General features: G+C 64.5%; 24 protein-coding genes and 1 riboswitch. Of the genes, 10 read left to right on the forward strand and 14 right to left on the reverse strand.

Annotation, left to right across the window (positions count from 1 at the left end; genetic code table 11):
* Window positions 1-88: 88 nt before the first annotated feature.
* Entirely contained in the window at window positions 89-397 is a 309-nt protein-coding gene (locus ACG2LG_RS15120) for a hypothetical protein (protein ID WP_396260335.1), read from the reverse strand.
* Between the two features lie 10 nt (window positions 398-407).
* On the opposite strand from ACG2LG_RS15120, the gene ACG2LG_RS15125 reads away from it, so the two are divergent.
* The 4 genes from ACG2LG_RS15125 (at window position 408) to folE2 (ending at window position 2,240) form a co-directional block, all read left to right on the forward strand.
* A complete protein-coding gene (locus ACG2LG_RS15125) occupies window positions 408-920 on the forward strand; it encodes a TraR/DksA family transcriptional regulator (protein WP_396260337.1) in 513 nt (170 codons plus the stop codon).
* A 41-nt stretch (window positions 921-961) separates the two neighbouring features.
* On the forward strand, window positions 962-1,135 hold the full coding sequence (gene rpmG / locus ACG2LG_RS15130) for a 50S ribosomal protein L33 (RefSeq protein WP_396260338.1): 174 nt from the start codon (window positions 962-964) through the stop codon (window positions 1,133-1,135).
* Between the two features lie 12 nt (window positions 1,136-1,147).
* Window positions 1,148-1,390 carry a 30S ribosomal protein S18 gene (rpsR, locus tag ACG2LG_RS15135; protein ID WP_396260340.1) on the forward strand — a complete coding sequence of 81 codons (243 nt, stop codon included), beginning with the start codon at window positions 1,148-1,150 and terminating at the stop codon, window positions 1,388-1,390.
* 67 nt (window positions 1,391-1,457) lie between these two features.
* On the forward strand, window positions 1,458-2,240 hold the full coding sequence (gene folE2, locus ACG2LG_RS15140; RefSeq protein WP_396260342.1) for a GTP cyclohydrolase FolE2: 783 nt from the start codon (window positions 1,458-1,460) through the stop codon (window positions 2,238-2,240).
* A 13-nt stretch (window positions 2,241-2,253) separates the two neighbouring features.
* Here the strand turns inward: folE2 and ACG2LG_RS15145 are convergent, their stop codons facing one another.
* A complete protein-coding gene (locus tag ACG2LG_RS15145) occupies window positions 2,254-2,946 on the reverse strand; it encodes a sulfite exporter TauE/SafE family protein (RefSeq protein ID WP_396260344.1) in 693 nt (230 codons plus the stop codon).
* Between the two features lie 137 nt (window positions 2,947-3,083).
* On the opposite strand from ACG2LG_RS15145, the gene hypA reads away from it, so the two are divergent.
* The 5 genes from hypA to hypD are packed head-to-tail and all read left to right on the forward strand — an operon-like array spanning window position 3,084 to window position 7,882.
* Window positions 3,084-3,431 (forward strand): hydrogenase maturation nickel metallochaperone HypA, encoded by a 348-nt coding sequence (hypA, locus tag ACG2LG_RS15150; RefSeq protein ID WP_396260346.1) that lies wholly within the window; start codon window positions 3,084-3,086, stop codon window positions 3,429-3,431.
* Window positions 3,432-3,478: 47 nt separating this feature from the next.
* Window positions 3,479-4,207, forward strand: coding sequence for a hydrogenase nickel incorporation protein HypB (gene hypB, locus ACG2LG_RS15155; protein ID WP_396260347.1), 729 nt, complete (start codon window positions 3,479-3,481; stop codon window positions 4,205-4,207).
* Complete coding sequence (gene hypF / locus ACG2LG_RS15160) at window positions 4,204-6,555, forward strand: carbamoyltransferase HypF (RefSeq protein WP_396260349.1); 2,352 nt, start codon at window positions 4,204-4,206, stop codon at window positions 6,553-6,555. Before hypB ends, hypF begins: the two co-directional genes overlap by 4 nt.
* Entirely contained in the window at window positions 6,528-6,788 is a 261-nt protein-coding gene (locus ACG2LG_RS15165; RefSeq protein WP_396260350.1) for a HypC/HybG/HupF family hydrogenase formation chaperone, read from the forward strand. The genes hypF and ACG2LG_RS15165 overlap by 28 nt, the downstream gene beginning before the upstream one ends.
* The gene (gene hypD, locus ACG2LG_RS15170) at window positions 6,785-7,882 is read left to right on the forward strand and encodes a hydrogenase formation protein HypD (RefSeq protein ID WP_396260352.1); all 1,098 of its coding nucleotides are present in this window, start codon (window positions 6,785-6,787) and stop codon (window positions 7,880-7,882) included. Before ACG2LG_RS15165 ends, hypD begins: the two co-directional genes overlap by 4 nt.
* Window positions 7,883-7,903: 21 nt before the next feature.
* Here hypD and ACG2LG_RS15175 read toward each other — a convergent pair whose 3' ends face one another.
* The 12 genes from ACG2LG_RS15175 to ACG2LG_RS15230 all read right to left on the reverse strand — a co-directional run bounded on the left by ACG2LG_RS15175 (window position 7,904) and on the right by ACG2LG_RS15230 (window position 19,384).
* Window positions 7,904-8,656 carry a hypothetical protein gene (locus ACG2LG_RS15175; protein ID WP_396260353.1) on the reverse strand — a complete coding sequence of 251 codons (753 nt, stop codon included), beginning with the start codon at window positions 8,654-8,656 and terminating at the stop codon, window positions 7,904-7,906.
* A gap of 183 nt (window positions 8,657-8,839) precedes the next feature.
* Window positions 8,840-9,919: a hydrogenase expression/formation protein HypE gene (gene hypE, locus ACG2LG_RS15180; protein ID WP_396260355.1), complete on the reverse strand. Its 1,080-nt coding sequence runs from the start codon at window positions 9,917-9,919 to the stop codon at window positions 8,840-8,842.
* 20 nt (window positions 9,920-9,939) lie between these two features.
* Window positions 9,940-10,404 (reverse strand): hydrogenase maturation protease, encoded by a 465-nt coding sequence (locus tag ACG2LG_RS15185; protein ID WP_396260356.1) that lies wholly within the window; start codon window positions 10,402-10,404, stop codon window positions 9,940-9,942.
* 3 nt (window positions 10,405-10,407) lie between these two features.
* On the reverse strand, window positions 10,408-11,835 hold the full coding sequence (locus tag ACG2LG_RS15190) for a Ni/Fe hydrogenase subunit alpha (RefSeq protein ID WP_396260357.1): 1,428 nt from the start codon (window positions 11,833-11,835) through the stop codon (window positions 10,408-10,410).
* An 18-nt stretch (window positions 11,836-11,853) separates the two neighbouring features.
* Window positions 11,854-12,393, reverse strand: coding sequence for an oxidoreductase (locus ACG2LG_RS15195; protein ID WP_396260359.1), 540 nt, complete (start codon window positions 12,391-12,393; stop codon window positions 11,854-11,856).
* Window positions 12,381-13,097, reverse strand: coding sequence for a bidirectional hydrogenase complex protein HoxU (gene hoxU, locus ACG2LG_RS15200; protein WP_396260361.1), 717 nt, complete (start codon window positions 13,095-13,097; stop codon window positions 12,381-12,383). The genes ACG2LG_RS15195 and hoxU overlap by 13 nt, the downstream gene beginning before the upstream one ends.
* A gap of 9 nt (window positions 13,098-13,106) precedes the next feature.
* The gene (gene nuoF / locus ACG2LG_RS15205) at window positions 13,107-14,732 is read right to left on the reverse strand and encodes an NADH-quinone oxidoreductase subunit NuoF (RefSeq protein ID WP_396260363.1); all 1,626 of its coding nucleotides are present in this window, start codon (window positions 14,730-14,732) and stop codon (window positions 13,107-13,109) included.
* Window positions 14,719-15,252, reverse strand: a complete 534-nt coding sequence (gene hoxE / locus ACG2LG_RS15210; RefSeq protein WP_396260365.1) for a bidirectional hydrogenase complex protein HoxE — start codon at window positions 15,250-15,252, stop codon at window positions 14,719-14,721. The genes nuoF and hoxE overlap by 14 nt, the downstream gene beginning before the upstream one ends.
* 200 nt (window positions 15,253-15,452) lie before the next feature.
* Window positions 15,453-15,893 (reverse strand): RES family NAD+ phosphorylase, encoded by a 441-nt coding sequence (locus tag ACG2LG_RS15215; RefSeq protein ID WP_396260366.1) that lies wholly within the window; start codon window positions 15,891-15,893, stop codon window positions 15,453-15,455.
* Entirely contained in the window at window positions 15,877-16,326 is a 450-nt protein-coding gene (locus tag ACG2LG_RS15220; RefSeq protein WP_396260367.1) for an antitoxin Xre-like helix-turn-helix domain-containing protein, read from the reverse strand. Before ACG2LG_RS15220 ends, ACG2LG_RS15215 begins: the two co-directional genes overlap by 17 nt.
* Before the next feature lie 69 nt (window positions 16,327-16,395).
* Window positions 16,396-18,438 (reverse strand): phosphomethylpyrimidine synthase ThiC, encoded by a 2,043-nt coding sequence (gene thiC / locus ACG2LG_RS15225; RefSeq protein WP_396260369.1) that lies wholly within the window; start codon window positions 18,436-18,438, stop codon window positions 16,396-16,398.
* Between the two features lie 58 nt (window positions 18,439-18,496).
* Window positions 18,497-18,610, reverse strand: a riboswitch (TPP riboswitch).
* A gap of 27 nt (window positions 18,611-18,637) precedes the next feature.
* Entirely contained in the window at window positions 18,638-19,384 is a 747-nt protein-coding gene (locus ACG2LG_RS15230; protein WP_396260370.1) for an ABC transporter ATP-binding protein, read from the reverse strand.
* An 89-nt stretch (window positions 19,385-19,473) separates the two neighbouring features.
* Here ACG2LG_RS15230 and ACG2LG_RS15235 point away from each other — a divergent pair, with 89 nt between their 5' ends.
* Window positions 19,474-20,451 (forward strand): ThuA domain-containing protein, encoded by a 978-nt coding sequence (locus tag ACG2LG_RS15235; RefSeq protein WP_396260372.1) that lies wholly within the window; start codon window positions 19,474-19,476, stop codon window positions 20,449-20,451.
* Window positions 20,452-20,481 lie beyond the last annotated feature (30 nt).

Here is a 20,481-nt window from a genome sequence, read left to right on the forward strand (position 1 = left end):
TTGGAAAAATCAACTTGAAGGGGTGGGGTGGAGGGGATAAGCCACCGCGCCCCGGACGAAGGAAAGCAATTCAAGGCTCCTTCAGGCATCATTCATTTCCGACACCGAGATCCATGGCTGCGAAGAAAAAGGTGGCAAAGAAAGCCGCCAAGAAGACCGCGACGAAAACCTCCGCCAAGAAGGTGGCGAAGAAGGCTGTCAAGAAAGCGGTGAAGAAGGCCCCCGCCAAGAAAGCCGCGAAGAAGGCGGCCAAAAGGCCGGTGAAGAAGGTGACCAAAAAGGCCGCAAAAAAGGTCGCCAAGAAAGCCGCCAAGAAATCTCCAGCAAAGAAGGTCACCAAGAAGGCCGCGAAAAAAGTCGCCAAGAAGGCTGCCGCAGCGAAGAAGCCGGTCGCCAAGCCTCAGCCGGTGAAGAAGGTTGCCAAGAAGGCGGTGAAGAAGGCAGCGGCGCCCAAAAAACTGACGGCATTTGCCAAGAAGCAGCGCCAGCGGCTTCTCGATCTGCAGGATCAGCTGGTGGATGCCATGTCCGGCGTGACCGGGGAGATCCGCAATGGTCCCGACGGCAGTGATGCCTCAGGCAGCGGGATGCACCAGGGCGATGCCGGGAGCGACGCCTACGACCGCGATTTCGCGCTCAGCGTGCTGGCGAAGGAACAGGACGCGCTCTACGAGATCGAGCAGGCCCTTCGCCGGATCGACCGCGGCGTCTATGGAATCTGCGAACTTTCCGGTGAGAAAATCCCGCAAGCCCGCCTCGAGGCCATCCCCTTCGCCCGGTTGACGGTTGAATGCCAGGAGAACTGGGAGAAGGAATACGGCAAACAGCGTTTCCGGCCGAAGTCGGAGATCGGATTCAGCAATGGAAGCGTGATCGACGACGATTCCGAGGCGGTTTCGCTTGACGAGTCGGACGAGTAATCTAGTCTCCGCGCCCCTCCCACTCTCCAGACGAAAGTCCCATGCCACGCGATATCATCACTCTCGAATGCACCGAGGCTCGCCCAGAGGGCAAGTCTCCGTCGCGCTACGTCACCACCCGAAACAAAAAGAGCCTGCGCACGCCGGGTCGCCTTGAGAAGGTGAAGTTCAATCCGGCACTCAAGCGCCGCACGCTGCATCGCGAGCTCCGCTAACCTTTCCGACTCATGTCCGAACCGAAAACCGTTCAGCGCCGGATCGCCTTCCGCAAGGCGAACCGCACCATGCCCCGCCGCCGCCTCGACATCCCCGTCGAGCAGGTGGTTTACACGAATCCCGACATGCTCTCGAAGTTCACGTCGGAGACCGGCAAGATCCTTCCCCGCCGGGTGACCGGGGTTTCGGCCAAGTTGCACCGCCGCATCACCCGGGAGATCAAGCGGGCCCGGGCCGTGAACCTGATGCGCTGAGGAGCTTCCCATCGACTTCTCGAAAGGCCTGTCCGGGTTTCCCGTGGCAGGCCTTTTTTCTGAGCCCATGAAGGAACTCAAGGATACCCAGAACGAGCGGGACGACCGCCGGATTCCGATCGACCGTGTCGGCGTCAAAGGCCTGCGGTTTCCCGTGGAGGTCCGCGACAAGGGCGGCTCAACCCAGCGCACGGTGGCGACCGTCGCCCTGGCGGTCGATCTTCCCGAGCACTACAAGGGGACCCACATGAGCCGTTTCGTCGAGGCGCTCAACGCCCATGGCGGATGCCTCGATGTGCGGGAGATGGCGGCTCTGCCTCGCGAGTTGCTGCAACGTCTGGATGCCGGGAAGGCGCACGTGGAGTTCGAGTTTCCCTTCTTCCGGTCGAAGCCGGCGCCGGTGACCGGCAAGCCGGGCTTGATGGACTACCAGGTTCGTTTCGAGGTGGAGGCGGAGAAGGGCGGCAAGGTGGACTTCGAGGTGACCGTGAAGGTGCCGGTGGCCACGCTCTGCCCCTGTTCGAAGGAGATCAGTGACCGCGGTGCCCACAACCAGCGCGGCGAGGTGACGTACTCGGTTCGTTTCCGGGAGCCGGTCTGGATCGAGGATCTGATCGAGTTGGTCGAGCGCTCCGCGAGCTGCGAACTCTTCAGTCTGCTCAAGCGGCCCGATGAGAAGCACGTGACGGAGCGTGCCTATGATCATCCGGTCTTCGTCGAGGACCTCGTCCGCAACGTCGCTTCGCGCTCGAACGCCCACGAGGAGATCGTCTGGTATCGCGTGGAGGCGGAGAATTTCGAGTCGATCCACAACCACAACGCCTACGCGGTGGTGGAGAAGCGGCTCTGAAACCGACGACCGATCAGAGACCGAGGAACTGGATCGTGCAGCCGGCGACGGCGATGGTCGCACCCGCGAGCACGTGGTTGTAGCGGGCGAGGCGGCCCGCGGGCAGCCACGACAATCCCCACCGACCGAGCAGCACGAGGGCGGTCATCGAAATCAGCGTGACGCCACCGAAGGCGATCGCCACCAGCCATGCCCCCGCCATGCTCTCGGTGGCGGCCGGGTAGATGAAGAAGGGGATCAGCGGCTCGCAGGGACCGAAAAAGAAGATCACGAAGAGAATCCAGGGCGTGAGGCTGATCTCTTTGCCGGTTTTCGGATCATGGACGTGATCGTGGGCATGGAGCCGGATCATGTGGTCGTGGGTGTGGCCGTCGGGTCCGGACTTCTTCATTCGCCACAGTCCCCAGGCGGCGTAGAGGGCCCCGAAGATGATCAGCAGCCAGGCCGCCACTTCACCGCGGAAGGACTCGATCCATTCGAGGTGCGTGAGCGCCGCGCCGACGGCGAAGCCGGCCAACCCGAGCACGATGGAACTGGCAACGTGACCGAGACCGCAGCCGACGGTGATCCAGGTGGTCCGGGCCCACGACCAGCCCCGTGCCTTCGACATGACGATGAAGGGCAGGTAGTGGTCGGGGCCGATGACCGTGTGGATGAAGGCCACGGCCATCGCGTTGATCGTCAGGATGGTGAGCTCGGGGTCCATGGGCTGGATTGCTGCGGGCATGAGGATTCCAGCCGGGACGTCTTTGGACTCCGCAAATCCCGTCCATCTCGCAGCATGGCTTTTCCCAAGGGCCGCTGCTGCTGGACCCGGTGTTCGGAAAGGGGCATGATTCAGGCATGCACGAAGTCGGCATCATGGAATCCGCCATGTCGCTGGTCGAGCAGCACGCTGCCGGCCGGGAGCGAAGCCGGGTGAGCCGGGTGGTCCTGCGGGTGGGGGTGCTGGCGGGGGTGGATCTGTACGCCCTGCGCTTCGCCTTCGACGTCGTGTCGGCCGGCACCCTGGCAGAGGGAGCGGACTTCGAGGTCGAAGAGGTGCCGGTGACGGCCTACTGCCTCGGCTGCGAGAGGGAATTTTCGGGGGTGGACGGGGACTTTGTGTTCGCCTGCCCCGACTGCGGAGACTTCAGCGGCGAAGTCCGGCGTGGTCGTGAACTGGAACTGAGCCGCATCGAACTCAGCTGAACGTCATGTGCCGGGAATGTGGATGTGCGGATCGGGTACCCTTCGGGGTGAAGGTCCTGAGTGTGTTTGCGCCGAAGCTTCTTCAGTCGGCGGCGCGGGAGTCGGCCGGCCCCGCGACCGTGGAGATCCATACTCCCTTGCTGGCCAAGAATGACGATGCGGCGGAGCGGAACCGCGCGGTGTTTCGTGATCGCAAGATGCTGGTGCTCAACCTGATCTCCTCTCCCGGGTCCGGAAAGACCGAGTTGCTGTCGAAAACGATGGACGGCTTCGACGAGAAGGCGGCGGTTCTGGTCGGTGATCTCGAGACCGACAACGACGCCCGGAGAATCCACCGGCCCGGGGTGCCGGTGGCGCAGATCACCACGGGGACGGCCTGCCATCTCGACGCCGAAATGATCGCGCGCGGCATGGAGGGACTCGACCTCGATGGCGTGCGGGTCCTGTTCATCGAGAATGTCGGCAACTTGGTGTGCCCGGCCGAGTTCGACCTCGGGGAAAAGATCCGGGTGGTGCTGCTGTCGGTGACGGAGGGCGAGGACAAGCCCCTGAAGTACCCGCCGATCTTCAAGTCGGCCGATCTGGTGCTGTTGACAAAGACCGACGTGGCCGGAGCGCTGGGCTTCGACCGCCAGGCGGCGCTTTCGAACATTGCCCGGGTCGCGCCGCAGGCGGAGGTCATCGAGTTGTCCGCGCGTTCGGGCGAGGGTCTGGACGCGTGGTACGGTTTTCTCCGGAAACAGCTTGTCGGGAATCCCGAGGCGGCCCCCGCATGAGTGTGGGCCTGCCAGTCTCCCGCGATCAGTTGCTGCGGGTCCGGGGAACCGTGCAGGGGGTGGGTTTCCGGCCCTTTGTGTGGCGTCGTGCCACCGAACTCGGAATCAAGGGTTGGGTGCGCAATGATGCCGAAGGGGTTCTGATCCGCGCGGTGGGTCAAGCGGATCGGGTCGAACGACTGGTCGAGGCCCTGTGGAGCAAGGCTCCCGGGGCGGCCCGGGTCGTGGTTGTCGAGCGCCTGGAGGAGGTGCCCGCCGATCCGGGGGTGGGCGAGGACTTTTCGATCATTGGGAGCGAGGGATCTTCGGGTGAGATCGAGACCGGTGCCCCCGTGGACCTCGCCCCCTGCGAGGATTGCCGCCGGGAGCTTCTCGACCCCGCGGATCGGCGTTTCGGCTATGCCTTCATCAACTGCACGCAGTGCGGCCCGCGCTACTCGATCATCGAGAGTCTGCCCTACGATCGTCCACAGACGACGATGAGGGACTTCACCATGTGCCCGTCGTGCCAGCAGGAATACGAGGCGTCACGGGACCGACGGTTTCATGCGGAACCAAATGCCTGCCCACGCTGTGGTCCGCGAATGGAGTGGAGCGACGCGTGGGGCCGGATGCGGGTCCACGGCCCGGCGGCCATCGATGAGGCGCTGGAGGTTCTGCGGGCGGGAGGCATCGTTGCGGTCAAGGGAGTGGGAGGATTCCACCTGATGGCCGACGCCACGAATGAGTCGGCGGTTTGCGAGTTGCGGCGTCGCAAACATCGTGAAGAGAAGCCCTTCGGGGTGATGTTCGCCGATCTCGAGATGCTGCGTCGCCGGGCCGAAGTATCCGAGAAGGCGGCCGCCTTGCTCACGTCCTCCCCGGCGCCCATGGTCCTCGTTCCGCATCGCGACGGGGGTGATCTGGCGGCGGGCGTGGCACCCGGCAATCCGTGGATCGGCGCGCTGCTGCCATCGGCTCCGCTGCACCTGTTGCTGTTCCAGCGCTGGGACCGGCCGCTGGTTGCCACCAGCGCGAACCTTTCCGAGGAGCCGCTGTGCACGGAGGACGCCGAGGCCCGCGAGCGGCTGGCTGGCATCGCCGATGGCTTCCTGGGGCACAACCGCCGGATTGCCCGGCCGGTGGATGATTCGATCGTTCGTCTTACCCGCGAAGGAACCCCGGTGGTTTTGCGCCGGGCACGCGGTCAGGCACCTTCGCCATTGTCACTTCCCGCGCCGCTCGAGCACCCGCTGCTCTGCGTGGGAGCCGACCTCAAGAACACGGTGGCGGTGGCTTCCGGGCAGCGCCTCGTGCTCAGTCCACACATCGGAGATCTGGCTGGGGCCGCAACCCAGGGAGTCTTCCGGAGGACGCTCGAGACCCTGTCGTCCTTGATCGGAGCCACGGCCCGGGCGGTTGTCTGCGACAAGCACCCCGACTACCGCTCGACGCGCTTCGCCGAGGAGTGCGGGCTGCCCCGGATCGAGGTTCAGCATCATCTCGCCCACGTGCTGGCGGTCCTGCTGGAGCACGGGCGCGGGCCGGATGGGGTTCTGGGCGTCGCGTGGGACGGAACCGGCTACGGCGAGGATGGGACTGTCTGGGGCGGGGAGTTTCTGTTGTTGGAGAAGGGGCGGGCATCGCGCTTCGCCTGCCTCCGGCCGTTTCAGCTTCCCGGAGGAGAGGCGGCGGTGCGCGACGCACGGAGGGTCGCGCTGGCCATGCTGCGGCAGGCCGGACAGGAATTCCTTCCGCGGCTGGGTTTCTCCGGTTCGGAGCTGGCGACGCTGGAGGCCATGCAGGACCAGCGATTGAACTCACCGGTTTGCACCAGTGCCGGCCGCTTGTTCGACGCCTTCGGTGCCGTGCTCGGGCTGGGACAACGGAACCGCTTCGAAGGGCAGATTCCGTTGGCGGTCGAGGCGGCGGCGGTCGCCGGCGACGAGGTGCTGCCCTTCACTTTGGGCGAGACCCTCGCCCCGGCCGATTGGGAGGTCGACTGGCGTCCGGCCATCGAGTCTTGCCTGGAAATGGATCCCGGCAAGGCGGCTGCCGCACTCCACCGCGGGCTGGCCGGGGCGATTGTCGAAACCGCCCGCCGGGCCGGGGCCGCGACCGTGGTGCTTTCGGGCGGGTGTTTCCAGAACGTGCGGCTGCGGGAACTTTCCGAGGAGGCCCTTATCGCTGCCGGCTTCGAGGTTCTCGCCTCGAAGGAGCTTCCTCCGGGTGACGGAGCGATTGCCGCCGGCCAGGCGCTCGCCGCCCTGTGGCAGCTTACCAGTGTCGGGTTGCCCCCTGCCGGCTCTTTGTCCACGATGAAATCGAAACCCACTGAATCATGTGCCTCGCCGTTCCTGGAAAAGTGATTGAAGTCGAAGGGGATGACCCGCTGCTGCGCAGTGCGCGGGTGAGTTTCTCCGGTGTGATCAAGGAGGTCAGTCTGGCCTGCGCACCCGAGGCGCAGCTGGGGGACTACGTTCTGGTCCATGTGGGACTGGCGATCAGCGTGATCGACCAGCAAGAGGCCGAGGAGACCTTCCGCTACCTCAAGCAGATGGGGGAGCTCGACGACCTGGAAGAAGAGACGGCATCGCCATGAAATACGTCGATGAATACCGGGACGCGGAGCTGGTCCGGAAGCTGGCGGACGAAATCGAACGTCTGACCACGCGCCCCTGGACGATCATGGAGATCTGCGGTGGGCAGACTCATGCCATCGTGAAGTTCGGTCTCGATGAATTGCTGCCGGACCGCATCACCCTCGTCCACGGGCCCGGCTGTCCGGTCTGCGTGACGAGTGCGGAGCTCATCGATCAGGCGGTCGAGCTGGCGACCTCGCACGGGGTGATCCTGTGTTCCTTCGGGGACATGCTGCGGGTGCCGGGAAACGGCATCGATTTGCTCACCGCCAAGGCGCGCGGGGGCGACGTGCGAATCGTCTACTCGCCCCTCGATGCGGTGAAGATCGCCGAGGAAAATCCGTCCCGCCAGGTGGCCTTCTTTGCGGTGGGCTTCGAGACCACCGCCCCGGCGAACGCGATGAGCGTCCTCCGGGCCGAGCATGCCGGGTTGAAGAATTTTTCCATCCTCACCTCCCACGTGCTGGTTCCGCCCGCGATCGAGGCGATTCTCGGTGCCCCCGACAACCTCGTGCAGGGCTTTCTCGCCGCCGGCCATGTCTGCGCGATCATGGGCAGCCGCGAGTACAGGCCGATCGCCCGCAGGTTCGGTTCGCCCATCGTGATCACCGGCTTTGAACCGGTGGACATCCTCGAGGGCGTCCGTCTCTGCGTCCGGCAGCTGGAGGAAGGACGGGGCGAGGTGGAGAATGCCTACCAGCGGGCGGTGAAGGACGAGGGCAACCCGTCCGCCCAGCAGATCGTCGGGCGGGTCTTCGAGGTCTGCGATCGCGACTGGCGTGGCATCGGAGTGATCCCGCAGAGCGGATTGGCCGTCCGCGAAGCTTATGCGGATTTCGATGCCAGCCGGCGTTTCGAGCTGCGCACCACCGGGGACGCCGGTGCCGGCGAATGCATCAGCGGCGAGATCATGCGCGGCGTGAAGAAACCGCACGACTGTCCCGCCTTCGGCGTCCGCTGCACCCCGGAGAACCCGCTCGGGGCGCCGATGGTCTCCAGCGAGGGTGCCTGCGCGGCCTACTATCGTTATCGTAGCCGTCAGGGTGTTGCTTGATCTGTGTTCGTGCGGGGGATTTTAGCCTCTGGACAGGCTGGCTTCTGGTCCATCGCGTCGCGGCCGGAGTCCTTCGAGGGCAAACATCGCGGGGAATGCCGCGAGGAGTCCGTAGCCGGCACACTTGGCGGTGAGAATTACCCAGGCGGGGGGCGACTGCCACCAAGGGGCAGGTGGACCGCACGGGATCGAACCCACTATCTTTAGTTCATATCCCAACGCGCCGTCTCCCATCAACCATTGGAGATCGTCCTCCAGGCGCTCCTGCTCGTTTGCCAACGGGATGTCATCTCGGCCTGCGATCCCACCTTTGGATTCCGCGATGCGCATGGCTTCATGGATCTCATCGAGCCTCGCTTTCAACTGCGAACGCCACTGATCGCCATACTCGCTTCGCACGCGGCGAACAACTCTCCGCGATGCCGCCTGGAATGCTTCATCGAGCCGGTTCAGACCATCTTCAGAGTGGTGGGTGAAGATTACGTGTATCTGTCCCCACGTAGTACCGTTGGGACCAGATTGCTTGCTCGACGAGCTCACTCTCGCCCTTGGGCGGAGCCAGAACAGGGGAGGAGTCCAATATTCTCCCTCGCCGGAAAGATTGGTTTGGAGGGCAATCAGGGTCGCGTTGCTTGCCAACTCGTCGCGGAGATTTGCCATGTAGGGTGAGGTATCCACTCCCGCTGGTAGCACGCCCACTTCCAAGTCAACACGCCGGCTCTGGTTTGCCTTGAGGAAGACCATTACCAGAACAACGCCGGTCAACAGACCCATTACTGGCCCGATCCACAGCATGGCACCCCAGCGTCGGACGAGACGCGCTGGCAACCACCGTTCCGCGCCGGATCTCATTGCTTGGATAATCTCTGATTTGCTGCCAAAGGCAAAGTTGGAATGCGACGCACCAGGGGGCTGGGCGGTTGTTGAGTCAGTGGGACGGCCAACGGTGATTCAGGTTCAGCAGATCCTCGGCAACTGTTCGCCGCTGAGCCGGTCGACGATGCGCTCGGCACCGATGACGCTGCGCTGGGTGACTTGGCCCGCCGGGCCGGAGCCGACGCGACCGATGATGGCCGGGGATTTGCCGGGGGCGGTGTCGGTGAGGATCTTCAGGGCCCGCTCCGCTTCGCCTTCGGGCAGGATGCAGACGAAGCGCCCTTCATTGGCCACGTAGAGCGGGTCGAGGCCGAGAATTTCGCATGCACCGTTGACCGCCTCGGGAACCGGGATCCTGACGGCATCGATCGCGATCGAAAGTCCGGACGATTCGGCAAGTTCGACGAGGGAGGTGGCGAGTCCGCCGCGGGTGAGGTCGCGGAGGCAGTGAATTTCCAAGCCCGCTTCAAGCAGGGCCTTTACCGGCTTCACCAGCGGCGCGCAGTCGCTTTCGATCGGGCTTTCGAATGAGAGTCCTGCCCGGGTGGCCATGATCGCCATGCCGTGGCGGCCGAGGTCGCCGGAAAGCACCACGGCATCTCCTTCGCGAAGTTCGGTCGGGGCGATGGTCCGCGGCGTTTCCACCACCCCGATGCCCGAGGTGGTGATGTAGAGACCGTCGCAGCGTCCCCGCTCGACGACCTTGGTGTCGCCGGCGACGATGCCCACGCCGGCCGCGTCGGCGGCGCGCTTCATCGACTGGACAACCCGTTCGAGGGTGTCGATGGCGAGGCCCTCTTCGAGGATGAAGCCGGCGCTGAGCCAGAGGGGGCGGGCACCGGTCATGCAGAGGTCGTTGACGGTGCCGTTGATCGCAAGTCCGCCGATGTCACCTCCCGGGAAGAACAGCGGGCTGACGACGTGGGAATCGGTCGAGAAGGCGAGACGACCCGCCGGAAAATCAAGCAAGGCGGCATCGTGCTGGGCCTCCAGCGAGTCCGTATCGAAGGCCGGGCGGAAAATCCGGTTGATCAGGTCCTGGGTAAGGCGGCCGCCGCCTCCGTGGCCAATGGTGATTTCCGACCCGACGGGAAGGGGAACCGGGCAGGAGGAAAAGGCGAAGGCGTCGGGCGTCGGGTCCACGGCGGTTTGGGTACGCAATCGGTGGGGTAGATCCGAGCCTATTCGTTGTCGGCTCGACCGTGGAGTACCGGGGCAAGGCGCGTCTCGATCATCGTGACCGCTTGCTCGACACACTTGGCGGCAAGGTCCGAGAGTCCCTCCCGGAGTTCGAAATCCCGTGTCGGGATCGCGATCAGGCTGGCCTCGGGGGCGTGCCCGTAGAGCGCCTTGGAAAGGGCGAGCAGTGAGGCGGGATCACTGGCGTGGGAACCGATCTGCGGGTTCTCGGCGGGCTTCATCGGAGTGACCTCGATCCCGCCGTCCGAAAGCTCTTGATGCGCGTCGACGAAGACCGCCCGAGCGACCCGGGAAAGGGCTTCCGCATGCTCGGGGAGGAGTTGGTGGCATTCGATGACGATGACGCCGGGGAGGCCGAGTCGTTCCACCCGACGGGCGGCCTCGGGTCCGGCGCCATCGTCACCGCGAAGCGGATTGCCGTAACCGATTACCAGCAACCCGTTCATCGCTCAGTCGCGACGCTTTTCGTCGAGCAACTCGCCGCCGGGGCCGATCAGCTTGATCAGCATCGGCATCTGGCCCACCGCGTGGGTCGAGCAACTCAGGCAGGGGTCGAAATTTCGGATGCCATGCTCGACCCGGTTGAGCACGTGTTCGGGGATCTCGGGACCGTCGATGTAGGCCTTGGCGATCTCGAGGCATGAGCGGTTCATCGCGAGATTGTTCTGGCCCGTGGCGATGATCATGTTGACCGACTGGATCACACCGTCGCGGTCCACGGTGTAGTCGTGGAACAGCGTGCCACGCGGGGCTTCGCTGACCCCGACGCCGCGGAGTTGGTTGATTCCGGCCTCCGAGCGAAGGCGGTCGGAGAAGATGTCGGGATCCTCCATCAGCTTTTCGATGCGCTCGAGGCAGGCGACGATCTCGATCAGGCGGGCGTAGTGGTAGAGGTAGCTGGAAGTGACGGCGCGACCGCCCCACTCGGCCCGGTATTCCTCGAGCTCGGCGTCGGCCTGCGGGGTGCCCATGAAGTCGGCGACGTTGAGGCGGGCGAGCGGTCCCACGCGGTACATGCCATCGGGAAAGCCGAGCGGCTTGTAGTAGGGGGACTTGAGATAGGACGACGACTGGACGGCCTCGCCGATGTGGTCGGAGTAATCCTGCGCACTGATCTTGTCGGCGACGATGTTGCCCTTGCTGTCGGAAAAACGCAGCTGTCCGCCGTGGTGCTCCCATTCTCCGTCGGGCGCCACGAGTCCCATGAAGAGGGAATCGAACTTGCCCATCTTCTCGACATCGTCGCGGTGCTCGTGGATGACCTTCTTGAAGAGGTCGAGAGCCGCGCGGGTGGTGTCGTAGGCTTCGGGAAGCTTCGAAACGATGACGTCCCGGTGTTCCTTCGAGAGTCCGCTGCGCACGCCGCCGGGAACCGCCCATGACGGGTGGACCTTCTTGCCGCCGAGGAACTCGATGATTTCCTGGCCGAACTGGCGGAGCCGGATGCCGGCGCGGGCGAGGTCGGGGTGTTCCCGGACGATGCCGATAATGTTCCGCTTGGCGATCGGAGCGTCCCAGCCGATCAGGAAATCGGGGGCGGAAAGGTGGAAGAAGCTCAGGGCGTGGCTCTGGGTCAACTGCCCGAGATTCATCAGGCGCCGCAACTTGTCGGCGGCGGGCGGGACCTTGACCGCGAGGATCTCGTCGCTGGCCTTGGACGAGGCGAGCAGGTGGCTGACCGGGCAGATGCCGCAGGTCCGGGCGGTGATGGCGGGCATTTCCCACAACATCCGGCCTTCGCAGAACTTCTCGAAGCCGCGGAACTCGACGACGTGGAACTGGGCGTCGGAAACCTCGCCCTTGTCATCGAGGAAGATGCTGATTTTGGCGTGACCCTCGATGCGCGTGACCGGGTCGATGATGATGCGTTGGCTCATGACTTGCAGGATGAGGCGTCAGCCGAATTTGAGTTGTTCGCCGGAGAGCGGTTCCCCGACGCCGAGAAGATTGAGAACGAGGGCCTTGATCCGCTCGGCCGGCGGCGGGCAGCCCGGAAGGTAGTGGTCGACGGGGATCACCTGGTGAAGGGGGATCGCCTGCTCGAGCAGGTTGGGAACGATCACGGGATCATTCGGAATGCCCTTGTTGGTGTCGGCGAGCGTGACGTAGGCGTACTCGAGCGGAACCTCCGGTTTGCCGAGGGCGTTGCGCATGCCGCAGACGTTCGAGGTCACGGCGCAGTCGCCGAAGGAGCAGACCAGCTTGGTCCGCTTGCGGATGTGGTGGGCCATCTCGACGTGCTCTTCGTGACACACGGCACCCTCGATGAGGCACAGATCGACCTCCTCGGGGTATTCCTTGGTGTCGACGATGGGGCTGTAGACGATGTCGATCTTGTCGATCAAATCGACGAGGAACTCATCGACGTCGAGAAACGACATGTGACAGCCCGAGCAGCCGCCGAACCAGATGGTGGCGAGTTTCAAACGTTCCATTGCTTTTTCCTTCTGGCGGTGATGATGTCGTTGAGGCGGCCGGGGTCGCGGGTCATTTCGCCCGCGGTGGCCCCGATCTGGAAGAGGGCCCCGGTGGGGCATGACTGGACGCACTTGCCGCACCAGGTGCAGGTGGCGGAGTCGCCCCAGTCCTCGTTCATGTCGGTGATGATGTGGGCGCGGCCTCCACGGCCGGCGACGTTCTTGGTGCCGGCACCCTCGATGTGCCAGCAGGTCCGGACGCAGCGGGCGCAGAGGATGCAGCGGTTGTGATCCATTCCGAAGAGCGGATGGGTCAGGTCCATTTCCCACTTCGGGTAGCAGTAGTCGTAGCGGACGTGATCCATGCCCTGCGAGTAGGCCATGGTCTGCAGTTCGCAGTGACCGTTGGCGACGCAGGCGGCACAGACGTGGTTGCGTTCCGCAAACAGGAGCTCAAGCGTGATCCTGCGGTATTTCTTGAGCCGCTCGCTTTGGGTGTGGATCACCCATCCCTCGGCTACGATGGTCGAGCAGGCGGGTAGCAGCTTCGGGATGCCCTCGACTTCCACGAGGCACATGCGGCAGGCGCCGGTGTCGTAGACCCCGTCCATGTGGCAGAGGGTCGGGATGGTGATGCCGGCCGCCTTGGCGGCGTCGAGCACCGAGGAGCCTTCCTCAACGCTGACGTGTTGGTCGTCGATGGTGATGGTGCGGACTGACATGGGATTGGATCAGGCGGTGGTCACGGGAGGAGCGGCATAGGGATTCTCCTGAAGGAGTTCCTCGTATTCGTTGCGGAAGAAGCGGAGTGTGCTGAGCACCGGGTTGGGGGCGGTCATGCCGAGGCCGCAGAGGCTGGTGTGTTTGACCATGTCGCAGAGCTCCTCGAGGAGTTCGAGGTCGCGGGCGGTGGCCTTTTTCTCGATGATCTTGGTCAGCAGATGGTGCATCTGGACGGTGCCGGTGCGGCATGGAATGCACTTGCCGCAGGATTCGTCGCGGCAGAACTCCATGAAGAACCGGGCGACGTCGACCATGTTGGTCGTCTCATCCATCACGATCATCCCGCCGGATCCCATGATCGAGCCAAGCGCGGAGAGGGATTCGTAGTCGACGGGAGTGTCGAGGTGGTCGGCGGGGATGCAGCCGCCGGACGGGCCGCCGGTCTGGACCGCCTTGACGGTGCCGCCATCCGGGGCGCCGCCGCCCATCTCCTCGACGATCTGGCGCAGCGGAGTGCCCATGGGGACTTCGACGATCCCCGTGTTGGTGATCTTTCCGGCGAGGGCGAAGACCTTGGTCCCCTTGCTCTTCTCGGTGCCGATGTCGGCGAACCACTTGGCGCCGTTACGGATGATGGGCGCGACGTTGGCGAAGCTCTCCACATTGTTGATCAGCGTCGGGCAGCCCCACAAGCCGCTCTCGGCGGGGAAGGGGGGGCGTGGACGCGGGACCCCGCGCTTGCCCTCGATCGAGGCCATCAGGGCGGTTTCCTCGCCGCAGACGAAGGCACCGGCACCGATCCGGAGGTCGATGGAGAAGTTGAACGGGCACTCCATGATCTGGGCACCCAGGAGTCCCGCCTTCTTGGCCTGCTTGATCGCCTTCTGCAGCCGCTCGATGGCGAGCGGATACTCGGCCCGGACGTAGATGTAGCCCTGCTCGGCGCCGACCGCGTAGGCGGCCAGGGTCATGCCCTCGAGGATCGCGTGGGGATCACTCTCGAGCACGGTGCGGTCCATGAAGGCACCGGGGTCTCCTTCGTCGGCATTGCAGACGATGTATTTCTTGTCGCCGCGGGCCTTGGAAACGGTCTGCCACTTGAGGCCGGTCGGGTAGCCGCCGCCGCCGCGTCCGCGCAGGCCGCTGGTCATCATCTCCTGAACGACTTCCGCGGGTTGCATCTCGCGCAGGGCGTGGCGGAGGGCCATGTAGCCGTCGGCCGCGATGTAGCTCTCGATCCGTTCCGGGTCGATCTCGCCGCTGTTTCCGAGCACCACCGAGAACTGCTTGGCGAAGAACGGCTGCGTGGGATCACCCGTCTGGAGCTTGGCGATCGATCCATCCAGAGCCGCGGTGACGATGGCCTTGGCATCGCTCGGTTCCAGCTTCTCGTAGAGAGGTCCCTCCGGGTCGGCCTGGGCGAGCGGTCCCTGACAGCAGAGGCGCATGCAGCCGACGCCGCGGACTTCGATCTGATCTTCCGCACCGGCCTCCTTGACGGCGGCCTTGAGGTTCTTGAGGAGATCTCCGGAGCCCTGGGAAGTACACCCGGCCGCCATGCAGCAGCGAATGGTGGTCTTCTTGCGGGCGGCGAGTTCGGCCTCCTTGATTTCCTTCAGTTCATTCAGCGTCATGGCCGGTCCATTCCTTGATTTTGGCGAGGGCGTCCTCGGGTGTTTGCTTGGCGGCGACCTGCCCGTCGTAGGTGACCGCGGGTGCCACGCCACAGGCGCCGATGCAGCGGGCGGTGAGCAGGGAAACCTTGTCGTCGGGCGTGGTTTCACCCGCAGTAATGCCGGTGGCCTCCTCGACGGCGGCCTGCACCTTGTTGGCTCCCTTCACGTAGCAGGCGGTGCCCAGGCAGACCACACAGGTGTGCTCGCCTTTCGGTTTGAGTGTGAAGAAGTGGTAGAAGGTGGCGACGCCGTAGACACGGCTCGGCGGCAGCTTCAGGTGATGGGCGACGAAGATGAGCAGGTCGTCTTCCAGGTAACCGAAGAGCTCCTGGGCCTTGTGCAGGACCTCGATCAGGGCGTCGGCGCGGAACATGTGGCGCTTCATGAAGACCTCGAGGATCTTGAAGCGCTTGTCTCCGCTGGCGTGCTCTAGGACGTGGTCGATCTCCCTCGACCGGGGCTGGTGAATGAGCGGCATGGGTTCGCCGGGGTTGGCGTTGGGTGAGTGGAGCGGCCCTTCCCTCTCCACGCGTCTAACGATTTATGATTTTGAGATCGAGGGCACAATCTCCGTCCATGCGCGTGGATTGTGAAAACCTCCGCATCAAATTCGACGGTCTTGGCCGACGTCGTGAAACCCCTGCTTCGCGCCCGTGCGCTCCACCGGCAACAGACATGTTAGAGTCTGTCGTCGAAGCGGAAATCGACCGCTTCGCCGACCCGGACCCGGGCCATCTCGGGGTGGGCGGGATTGAGCAGGTAGTTCGGCTCCTCGGGGATCAGGGCCGATGGGGCGCGCAGGCACAGGAATCGTTCCTGCCGGATCCACGAGTCACCCACCGTCGCCGGGTTCGCGTCCCGATCCGCATCGCGGATGTGGCGGGTGGGAATCCGGGCTTCGAGGATGCGGTAGGGCTTCGCCCGGCTGCGCGGCGAGGGAAGGTGGAGGAGCAGTTCGAGGGCGGCGAGGGCGCGACTTCCGGCGAGGTAGACGACGGGTCGGCCGGGCGAGTTCCACCGGCCACCATGGCGGCGGGCCCCCTCGCCGGAGAAGGCGGTGGACACCCACCGCGGCGCCACGATCCGGTAGGCGGTCAGGAACTCACGAGAAGACGCCATGATCGAGGCGGCCGAGGAGGTTTTCCACTTCGCGGGCACCGAACTCGGTATCGGCATAGGAGAGCGGCGACTCGTTGGCGGTGCCCCGGTTTTCCGTCTTGAGCCACTCGCGGGCCGCTTCTTTGCTGCCGAGGACCTCCATGGCGATCCCGAAGAGCCGGGCGAAGCGGACGATGCGTTCGCTCTCCGGCGTGCCGAGTTGGCGGGCCTTCTTGCGGCGGTTGAGGGTGGCGGGAGAGATGCCCAGTAGTCGGCCGAGTTCCTCTTCGGGGATGGCCAGCAGCTCAAGGAGGGCGCGAAACTCCGCGAACGGCAGCCCCTCCCGGATCCTCTCGACGAGGGGCGCAGTCAGCAGCCCTTCGTCGTTCAGAACGGTCGCGGAATCACCTTGGGGCAGGAGGTTCCGCACCACCGGAGCCAGACGGTTTTTCATGACACCAAGGTGCCAGCCAAATCAGCGGGGGTCAATCAAAAGAAAGAATCCGACTGATCAAATGATGTTTCAGGAATCCACATAGCCATTCTCCCGAGCGTACTCGCGGACGTCGGCGGTGATCTTCATCGAGCAGAAGGTGGGTCCGCACATCGAGCAGAAGTGCGCGGTCTTGGCGCCCTCGGCGGGAAGCGTTTCGTCGTGGAAGGCGATGGCTTTCGCCGGATCGAGGCCGAGCGCGAACTGGTCGCGCCAGCGGAACTCGAAGCGGGCCTTGGAGATCGCATTGTCGCGGACCTGCGCGGCCGGGTGGCCCTTGGCGAGGTCGGCGGCGTGGGCGGCGAGCTTGTAGGTGACCACCCCCTCGCGGACGTCGTCGCGGTTCGGCAGGCCGAGGTGTTCCTTCGGAGTGACGTAGCAGAGCATCGCGCAGCCATACCAGCCGATGTTGGCGGCGCCGATGGCCGAGGTGATGTGGTCGTAGCCGGGGGCGATGTCGGTGGTCAGCGGCCCGAGCGTGTAGAACGGGGCCTCGTCGCACCACTCGATCTGCTTCTGCATGTTCTCCTGGATCAGGTGCAGCGGGACGTGGCCGGGACCCTCGTTCATCACCTGGCAGCCCTTTTCCCAGGCGCGGCGAGTGAGCTCACCCTGGACTTCCAGTTCGGCGAGCTGGGCGTAGTCGTTGGCATCGGCAATCGATCCCGGGCGCAGCCCGTCGCCGATCGAAAAGCTCACGTCGTAGGCGGCGCAGATGTCGCAGATCTCGTCCCAGTGGGTGTAGAGGAAGTTTTCTTTTCCATGGTGGATCGACCACTTGGCCATGATCGAGCCGCCGCGCGAGACGATGCCGGTCATCCGCTTGGCGGTGTGCGGGACGAAGCGCAGCAGCACGCCGGCGTGGATGGTGAAATAGTCCACGCCCTGCTCGGCCTGCTCGATGAGGGTGTCGCGGTAGAGTTCCCAGGTCAGGTCCTCGATGCGGCCGTTGACCTTCTCCAGCGCCTGATAGATCGGCACGGTGCCGATCGGGACCGGCGAGTTGCGCAGGATCCATTCGCGGGTCGCGTGGATGTTCTTCCCGGTGGAAAGGTCCATCACCGTGTCGGCGCCCCACTTGGTGGCCCAGCGCATCTTTTCGACCTCCTCGTCGATGGTCGAGGCGACCGCCGAGTTGCCGATGTTGGCATTGATCTTCACCAGGAAGTTGCGGCCGATGATCATCGGCTCGTTTTCCGGGTGGTTGATGTTGGCGGGGATGATCGCGCGGCCGCGGGCGACCTCGTCGCGGACGAACTCCGGCGTGATCAAGGCCGGGATCTGAGCGCCCCAGCTCTGGCCCGGGTGCTGGTGGTTCATCGCATTGCGCGCGACCTGGCGTTGCGGTTCGATTTCGGAGGGCCGCGGCATGTTGTAGCCCTCGGGCGTCGAGCAGAGTTGCTGCATGCGCGCCCGGACCTCGGGCGAGGCGTCGGCAGGGGTCGGATACTGGTCGCAGATGGTCTTGTATTCCTCCCGGCGGCCGAGGTTTTCGCGGATCGCGACGAACTCCATCTCGGGTGTGATGATGCCCTGGCGGGCATACCAGAGCTGGGTCACCGGGTGGCCGGCGGATGCCCGAAGCGGCTTGCGCTTCAATCCCGGATACTCCTTCAGCTTGTTCTTCGCCGCCTTGTTCTCGTTGTACTTCTCGGCGTGGCTGTCGGAAAGGTAGCCGTTGTCTTCCGGCTTCACGTTGCGGCCCTCGTATTCCTCGACGTCGCCGCGGGCGAGAATCCAGTCGGCACGGAGGGCGGGCAGGCCCTGGGTCACGTCGCCTTCGAAGCAGGGATCGCCCCAGGGGCCGGAGCAGTCGTAAACCCGGACGGGATCGTTCGAACGTTTCGAACCATCCGGCAGTTCGGTGTCGGCCAGCCGGATTTCCCGCATCGGCACCCGGACGTCTTCGTGCAGCGTTCCGTTCACGTAAACCCGGGATGAGTTCGGGAAGATCGTCGGATCCTTCTCGATGGCGGCGAGTTCCTCGGAGTTGTCGATGTCTTCGACGAAGTTTCCGGTGTAGTCGGAGCGCTGGTGGGAGGTCTCCGGGTTGAGCGTGTCTTGCGGATTCATGAATTTCGGTTGCGTGTCGTGGAAACGGGAAAGGCCGCGCGGAGGGCGCGGCCGAAAGGAAGAAACCGGGGCGACTTCCTACGGCGGCACAACCCGCGTCAGGTTCGGAGGGTCTTTTCCGCGCGTCGGAAAATCTCGGCCCGGCGGTCGGCGGGCACCCCTGTCGTGTGATCAAATGATGGAGAGCTCGGGAGTGAAGTCAAGATGGGGTCCCGAGCGTCGTGGTTTCCGAGCGGGCGATCTTGATGAAAACCTCGTCGAGATCGCGGCCCGCGAAGCGTTGGGTCAGCTCCGAAGCGGTGCCTTCCGCAAGGATCCGGCCCTCGTGGAGGAACAGCACCCGGTCGCAGACCTCCTCGATGTCCCGCATGTTGTGCGAGGTGTAGAGAATCGCCGGATGCCGTTCGCGCTGGATGCGGCGGACCAGCTTGCGCACCTTGTCGGCGATGTCGGGATCGAGCGAGGCGGTCGGTTCGTCGAGTAGCAGCAGATCGGGATCGTTGAGCAGCGCCTTGGCGAGGTTCACCCGGGTGCTTTCACCGGCCGAAAGCTGGCCGGTGACCTTGTTCGCGAGGTGGGGGATCTCGAGGAGTTCGAGGAGTTCGGCTACCTTCCGCTTCGGCTGTTTCACCTCGTAGAGGCTGGCGAAGATCTCGAGATTGTGGTGGACCTTGAGGTTGCCGGGAAGGGTCGCGTAGGTGGTGCAGAAGTTGGTTCGCTTGAGGATCTCGATGCGGTGCCGGGCGAGGTCCATGCCAAAGGCCTCGATGGAGCCGTCGCTCGGCGTGATCAGGCCGAGGATCATGTTCATCAACGTCGTCTTGCCCGCACCGTTGACGCCCAGCAGACCGACCGTTTCGCCCCCGGCCACCTCTAGCGAGACGCCGTCGACGGCGGTGAACCCGTCGAAGCGCTTGGTGATCCTGTCGATGGTGAGAATGGCCACGCGCGCCCAGCATCGACGGATCGGCCGCCGGGTCGAGTGAGAAGCATGGGCGGAAGGATGCGGCGAGGTCGTGCGTAGTGACAGGCATCATGAAATGTACCCCGTCCTTCCTCTCGCTGTGTCTGGTCCTGGTTTCCGCCTCCGGGCTTTCGGCAGCCGAAAAGCTCCAGGCGCTGATCATGGACGGCCAGAACAACCATGCCGTGTGGCCGAAGTCGACGATCATGATGCGCGAGTATCTGCAGGACACCGGTCTCTTCGAGGTCGACATCGTGCGGACCGCGTCGATCTGGAAATGGGAGCGGGAGGAGGCGTGGCTGCCGATGGCCGGGGTGGGCGAGTCGAAGCGGGCGAAGAAGCCCGAGCCGGACCCGGACTTCGCGCCGGACTTTTCGCGCTACGATGTGGTGGTCAGCAATTTCGGGTTCAACGCCGCCGGTTGGCCGGAGGCGACCAAGCGGTCCTTTGAGAAATACATGGCCGGGGGCGGCGGCCTGGTCGTCGTCCACGCCGCCAACAACGCGTGGGGCGACTGGCCGGAGTTCAACCGGATGATCGGCCTCGGCGGATGGGGCGGTCGGAACGAGAAATCCGGACCGTATGTCTATTACAATGCCGAAGGCGAGGTGGTGCGCGACGATTCGCCGGGGCGCTGTGGGACGCACGGGCCGCAGAGCGAGTTCGTGGTGACGATGCGCGATCTTGATCACCCGGTCACCAAGGGGGTGCCGGACTTCTGGATGCACGGCAAGGACGAGTGCTATTCACGGCTGCGCGGACCGGCGGAGGACATGACCATCCTGGCGACCGCGGCGGACACGCCGGCCTTGCAGAAGGAGGGCCGCAACGAACCGATGCTGATGGTGATCGACTACCACAAGGGGCGGGTGTTTCACACCACGCTGGGTCACGACACCCCGGCCTTCGAGTGCGTGGGCTTCATCGTCACCTTTCAAAGGGGAACCGAGTGGGCTGCGACGGGCGAGGTAACCCAGAAGATCCCCGAGAACTTCCCTGGCAAGGCGGAGACGGTGTCGCGCTCCTTCGACCTGAAGCCGGCCGAGTGAAATCGGGAGGCTCAGGACTCTCTCAATCCA

The organism is Haloferula sp. A504 (assembly GCF_044385805.1).
GTDB lineage: Bacteria > Verrucomicrobiota > Verrucomicrobiia > Verrucomicrobiales > Akkermansiaceae > Haloferula.

Excerpts from the sequence above, each read along its gene's own strand:
- ACG2LG_RS15215 (WP_396260366.1), bottom strand. The coding sequence starts at position 15,893 with ATGGCGTCTTCTCGTGAGTTCCTGACCGCCTACCGGATCGTGGCGCCG.
- rpsR (WP_396260340.1), top strand. The coding sequence starts at position 1,148 with ATGTCCGAACCGAAAACCGTTCAGCGCCGGATCGCCTTCCGCAAGGCG.
- ACG2LG_RS15235 (WP_396260372.1), top strand. The coding sequence starts at position 19,474 with ATGAAATGTACCCCGTCCTTCCTCTCGCTGTGTCTGGTCCTGGTTTCC.
- rpmG (WP_396260338.1), top strand. The coding sequence starts at position 962 with ATGCCACGCGATATCATCACTCTCGAATGCACCGAGGCTCGCCCAGAG.
- hypA (WP_396260346.1), top strand. The coding sequence starts at position 3,084 with ATGCACGAAGTCGGCATCATGGAATCCGCCATGTCGCTGGTCGAGCAG.
- thiC (WP_396260369.1), bottom strand. The coding sequence starts at position 18,438 with ATGAATCCGCAAGACACGCTCAACCCGGAGACCTCCCACCAGCGCTCC.
- ACG2LG_RS15195 (WP_396260359.1), bottom strand. The coding sequence starts at position 12,393 with ATGGAACGTTTGAAACTCGCCACCATCTGGTTCGGCGGCTGCTCGGGC.
- folE2 (WP_396260342.1), top strand. The coding sequence starts at position 1,458 with ATGAAGGAACTCAAGGATACCCAGAACGAGCGGGACGACCGCCGGATT.
- ACG2LG_RS15175 (WP_396260353.1), bottom strand. The coding sequence starts at position 8,656 with ATGGGTCTGTTGACCGGCGTTGTTCTGGTAATGGTCTTCCTCAAGGCA.
- hypD (WP_396260352.1), top strand. The coding sequence starts at position 6,785 with ATGAAATACGTCGATGAATACCGGGACGCGGAGCTGGTCCGGAAGCTG.
- nuoF (WP_396260363.1), bottom strand. The coding sequence starts at position 14,732 with ATGACGCTGAATGAACTGAAGGAAATCAAGGAGGCCGAACTCGCCGCC.
- ACG2LG_RS15185 (WP_396260356.1), bottom strand. The coding sequence starts at position 10,404 with ATGAACGGGTTGCTGGTAATCGGTTACGGCAATCCGCTTCGCGGTGAC.
- ACG2LG_RS15220 (WP_396260367.1), bottom strand. The coding sequence starts at position 16,326 with ATGAAAAACCGTCTGGCTCCGGTGGTGCGGAACCTCCTGCCCCAAGGT.
- hoxU (WP_396260361.1), bottom strand. The coding sequence starts at position 13,097 with ATGTCAGTCCGCACCATCACCATCGACGACCAACACGTCAGCGTTGAG.
- hypF (WP_396260349.1), top strand. The coding sequence starts at position 4,204 with ATGAGTGTGGGCCTGCCAGTCTCCCGCGATCAGTTGCTGCGGGTCCGG.
- ACG2LG_RS15165 (WP_396260350.1), top strand. The coding sequence starts at position 6,528 with ATGTGCCTCGCCGTTCCTGGAAAAGTGATTGAAGTCGAAGGGGATGAC.
- ACG2LG_RS15145 (WP_396260344.1), bottom strand. The coding sequence starts at position 2,946 with ATGGACCCCGAGCTCACCATCCTGACGATCAACGCGATGGCCGTGGCC.
- hoxE (WP_396260365.1), bottom strand. The coding sequence starts at position 15,252 with ATGCCGCTCATTCACCAGCCCCGGTCGAGGGAGATCGACCACGTCCTA.
- ACG2LG_RS15190 (WP_396260357.1), bottom strand. The coding sequence starts at position 11,835 with ATGAGCCAACGCATCATCATCGACCCGGTCACGCGCATCGAGGGTCAC.